Here is a 3860-nt window from a genome sequence, read left to right on the forward strand (position 1 = left end):
CGGGTTTGTGATCGGGCACGGCGAGCCGAACGGAGGACGAGATGGATCCGGTGACGTTGTCGGTGCTGGCGAGCGCGCTGGCCGGTATCGCCGAGGAGACGGGGACCCTGCTGGTCCGCAGCGCCTACTCGTCCAACATCAAGGAACGCCGGGACTGCTCCGCCGCCCTGTTCGACGCGGCTGGGCGGATGGTCGCCCAGGCCGCCCATGTTCCTGTGCACCTCGGCGCGATGTACGAGTCGGTGCGTGCCGTGTCCGAGCGCGGTGCCGCGCCCGGTGACGTGTGGGTGCTCAACGACCCGTTCACCGGGGGGAACCATCTGCCCGACATCACCCTCGTCTCGCCGCTGGCGGCGGAGGGCGAGATCATCGCCTATGCCGCGACCCGCGCGCACCATTCGGACGTGGGCGGGATGCGGCCCGGGTCGATGCCGGCCGACTCGCGGGAGATCTACGCGGAGGGCCTCATCATCCCACCGGTGCGGCTTGTCGCCGACGGTGTGTGGCAGGCCGACATCCTTGAGCTGATCTGTGCGAACTCCCGGACCCCCGAGCTGCGGCGGGGCGACCTGCGCGCGCAGGCCGCCGCGAACCGGCTCGCCGGCATCCGCCTGGCCGGGCTGGTCGAACGCCGGGGCCTGCCCGTGGTGCTGGCGGCGTTCGCCGAGGTGCTGGCCTATGGCGAACGGCGGAGCCGAGCAGTGATCGCGGGTCTGCCGGCCGGCCGGTACACCGCTGCCGGCGAGGTCGAGGGTGACGGCGCGGGGGACGACGACATCCCGATCCGGGTGACCGTGACGATCGAGGGGGACGCGCTGACCGTCGACTTCGCGGGAACGGCGGCGGCGGTACCCGGCAACGTGAACTGCCCACGCGCGGTCACCCGGTCGGCCTGCTGTTTCGCGTTGCGGGTGCTGCTACCCGACGACGTCCCGGCCAACGACGGCACCTACGCGCCGCTCACGGTGCTGACCGAGCCCGGGTCGCTGGTGGACGCGCGCCGGCCCTCGGCGGTGGTCGCCGGCAACGTCGAGACCTCCCAGCGGATCGCGGACACGGTGCTCACGGCTCTCGCCCAGGCCGTCGCCGCCCAGCCGGCAACGGCGGGCTCGCGGGCGAGCCTGCCCGCGCAGGGCCAGGGCACGATGAACAATGTGGTCATCGGTGGGCGTGGGTGGACGTACTACGAGACGTTGGGCGGCGGCCAGGGCGCGTCCTCGCGCGGACCGGGGCCGTCCGGTGTGCACGTCGGGATGACCAACACCCTGAACACTCCGATCGAGGCGCTGGAGCTGGAGTACCCGATGCGGGTCGAACGCTACGAGCTGGACCCGGCCACCTCCGGGCCGGGGCTGCACCCCGGTGGCGCCGGGCTGGTGCGGTCGATCCGGGTGCTGGAACCGGCGACCTTGTCGCTGCTCACCGATCGCCGCCGGCATGCGCCACCGGGCGCCGCTGGCGGTGGGCCGGGCGGGATGGGCCGTAACGAAGTGGACGGTGCCGCGCTGGCGCCCAAGACGAGCCTTGAGCTGACTGCCGGCGCGGTCGTCACGATCCGTACCCCCGGCGGTGGTGGGTGGGGGAACCGGGAGGCCTTGTGCCCACCCGGCGCGACCGCGCCGCGGTGACCCTCCGCCCGGCATGCGGTTATGGTTTCGCCATGTCAGTAACGAAGGCGGTGATTCCGGCTGCGGGGCTGGGCACCCGGTTCCTGCCCGCGACCAAGTCCCTTCCCAAGGAGATGCTGCCGGTCGTCGACCGGCCGGCCATCGAGTACGTGGTGGAGGAGGCGTCGCGTGCTGGTCTGCGAGACGTCCTGCTTGTTACGAGCCGCACCAAAAAGGCGATAGAGGACCATTTCGACCGGGAGGCCGAGCTGGAGGCCGCCCTGGAACGCAAGGGCGACACAGCCCGCCTGGACAGGGTCCGCGCGTCCGCCGGATTCGCCGAGGTGCACTCCGTCCGGCAGCAGGCGCCGCGCGGGCTCGGGCACGCGGTGCTGTGCGCGGCCGCGCACGTCGGTCACGAGCCGTTCGCCGTGCTGCTCGGCGACGACCTGATCGACGAGCGTGACCCGCTGCTGGTGGAGATGCTCGCGGTCCGGCAGCGTTTCGGGGGAAGCGTCGTAGCCCTGATGGAGGTACCTGAGGATCTTGTCTCCCTGTACGGGGTCGCGACGGTTGACCCGGCGCCCGTCACAGCCCCCGCCGGGGACGCACCGGCCGCCGGTTACCAGACGGTCCGCATCCGGGACCTGGTGGAGAAGCCACCGGCCGCCGAGGCGCCCAGCAATCTTGCGATCATCGGCCGGTACATCCTGTCACCGTCGATCTTTGCCGTGCTGCGGGAGACACCACCCGGCCGCGGGAACGAGATCCAGCTCACCGACGCGCTGCGGACGCTCGCGACGCTCGGTGACGATGCTGGTGAGCCCGTCCACGGGGTGGTCTTCACCGGGCGTCGCTATGACACCGGTGACCGGGTGGACTATCTCAAGGCCGTGATCAGGCTCGCCTGTGAGCGGCCGGACATCGGCGCGGAGCTGTACCCGTGGTTGGAGGAGTACGTCTCCTCCGGGGGGCCCAAGGCTGAGCCTGCTCGGTGATGAAGTCGGTGGACGAGCATGTCACCGGCATCCTCGACGCGATCGTCCCGCTGCCGCCGCGGCCATTGCCGCTGCGGTCCGCCCACGGCTGCGTGCTCGCGGCGGGCCTGCACGCGGCTTCCGCCCTGCCCGGGTTCGACAACTCGGCCATGGACGGATACGCCGTACACGCCGCGGACGTCGTCGGCGCCAGCCCCGATCGGCCGGTCACCCTGCCGGTCACCGGGGATATCCCGGCGGCGGCGGGCACACCGTCGCCGGTGGCGCGGGGCACCGCGGCGCGGATCATGACAGGCGCGCCGCTGCCGCCCGGCGCCGACACCGTCGTCCAGCTTGAGTGGACCGACGGCCGGATGGACCGGGTGACCGTGACGCGTGCGCCCGTACCCGGTCAGCACATCCGCCGCGCTGGCGAGGACGTGGCCGCGGGCGATCTGGTCCTGCCCGCCGGGCGGCTGCTCGGCGCGGCCCAGCTCGGCCTGCTGGCCGCGCTCAACGTGGCGACGCCGGTTGTGCATCCCCGTCCCCGAGCCGCGGTGCTGTCGACCGGCAGCGAGCTGGTCGAGGTGGGGGAGCCCCTCGGCCCGGGGCAGATCGTCGACTCGAACAGCCACGCGGTGGCGGCGGCGGCGCGCGAGGCGGGCGCGGACGTACGGCGGCTTGCCGGTGTCCCGGACTCCCCGGCCGCGTTCGCCGCGGTTTTCGCCGACATCCTGGCCGGGGCCGACGTGGTGATCACTACTGGCGGGGTGAGCGTGGGCGCCTTCGACGTGGTGAAACAGGTTCTCGCTGGGCCGGGGAAGGTCCGTTTCGAGTCGGTGGCCATGCGGCCCGGGATGCCGCAAGGGTTCGGCGTGATCGACGGGGTGCCGGTGTTCACGTTGCCGGGCAACCCGGTCAGCGCGCTGGTGTCGTTCGAGCTGTTCGTCCGGCCCGCCTTGCTGCGGCTGCGCGGGCTTGCGTCTGTGCGGCGCCCGACGCTGGTGGTCACCACCGCCCACGAGCTGCGCTCGCCCCGCGGCAGACGTTCCTATCTGCGGGCCCGGTTGGCCGCGTCTGATGCCGGACGGCCGCCGGTCGCCCACGTGCTGGGCCTTCAGGGCGCGCATCAGCTGTCGGCCCTGGCGGTCGCGGACGCGTTGCTGATCGTCCCTGAGGACAGCGCCGATGTGCCCGCGGGGACGGAGCTGACAGCGCTGTATCTCGGCGGTGACCTGCCGGAGTTCGGCGGCCCGCAGTTCGGCGGCCCGGAGCG

General features: G+C 72.6%; 3 protein-coding genes. All 3 read left to right on the plus strand.

Annotated features, from left to right (window positions below):
* Positions 1–41 precede the first annotated feature (41 nt).
* The gene (locus MJ783_RS04705) at positions 42–1628 is read left to right on the plus strand and encodes a hydantoinase B/oxoprolinase family protein (RefSeq protein ID WP_239308690.1); all 1587 of its coding nucleotides are present in this window, start codon (positions 42–44) and stop codon (positions 1626–1628) included.
* 32 nt (positions 1629–1660) lie between these two features.
* A complete protein-coding gene (locus MJ783_RS04710; RefSeq protein ID WP_239308725.1) occupies positions 1661–2605 on the plus strand; it encodes a UTP--glucose-1-phosphate uridylyltransferase in 945 nt (314 codons plus the stop codon).
* Positions 2605–3860, plus strand: a 1256-nt coding sequence (gene glp, locus MJ783_RS04715) for a gephyrin-like molybdotransferase Glp (protein ID WP_239308691.1), incomplete at its 3' end; no start/stop codon positions are given. The genes MJ783_RS04710 and glp, both read left to right, overlap by 1 nt.

This window comes from Protofrankia sp. Cj3 (genome assembly GCF_917627355.1).
Taxonomy (GTDB): Bacteria; Actinomycetota; Actinomycetes; order Frankiales; family Frankiaceae; genus Protofrankia.

Bases quoted from the DNA above. Each gene is read 5' to 3' on its own strand.
- MJ783_RS04705 (WP_239308690.1), top strand. From the start codon at position 42: ATGGATCCGGTGACGTTGTCGGTGCTGGCGAGCGCGCTGGCCGGTATC.
- MJ783_RS04710 (WP_239308725.1), top strand. From the start codon at position 1,661: ATGTCAGTAACGAAGGCGGTGATTCCGGCTGCGGGGCTGGGCACCCGG.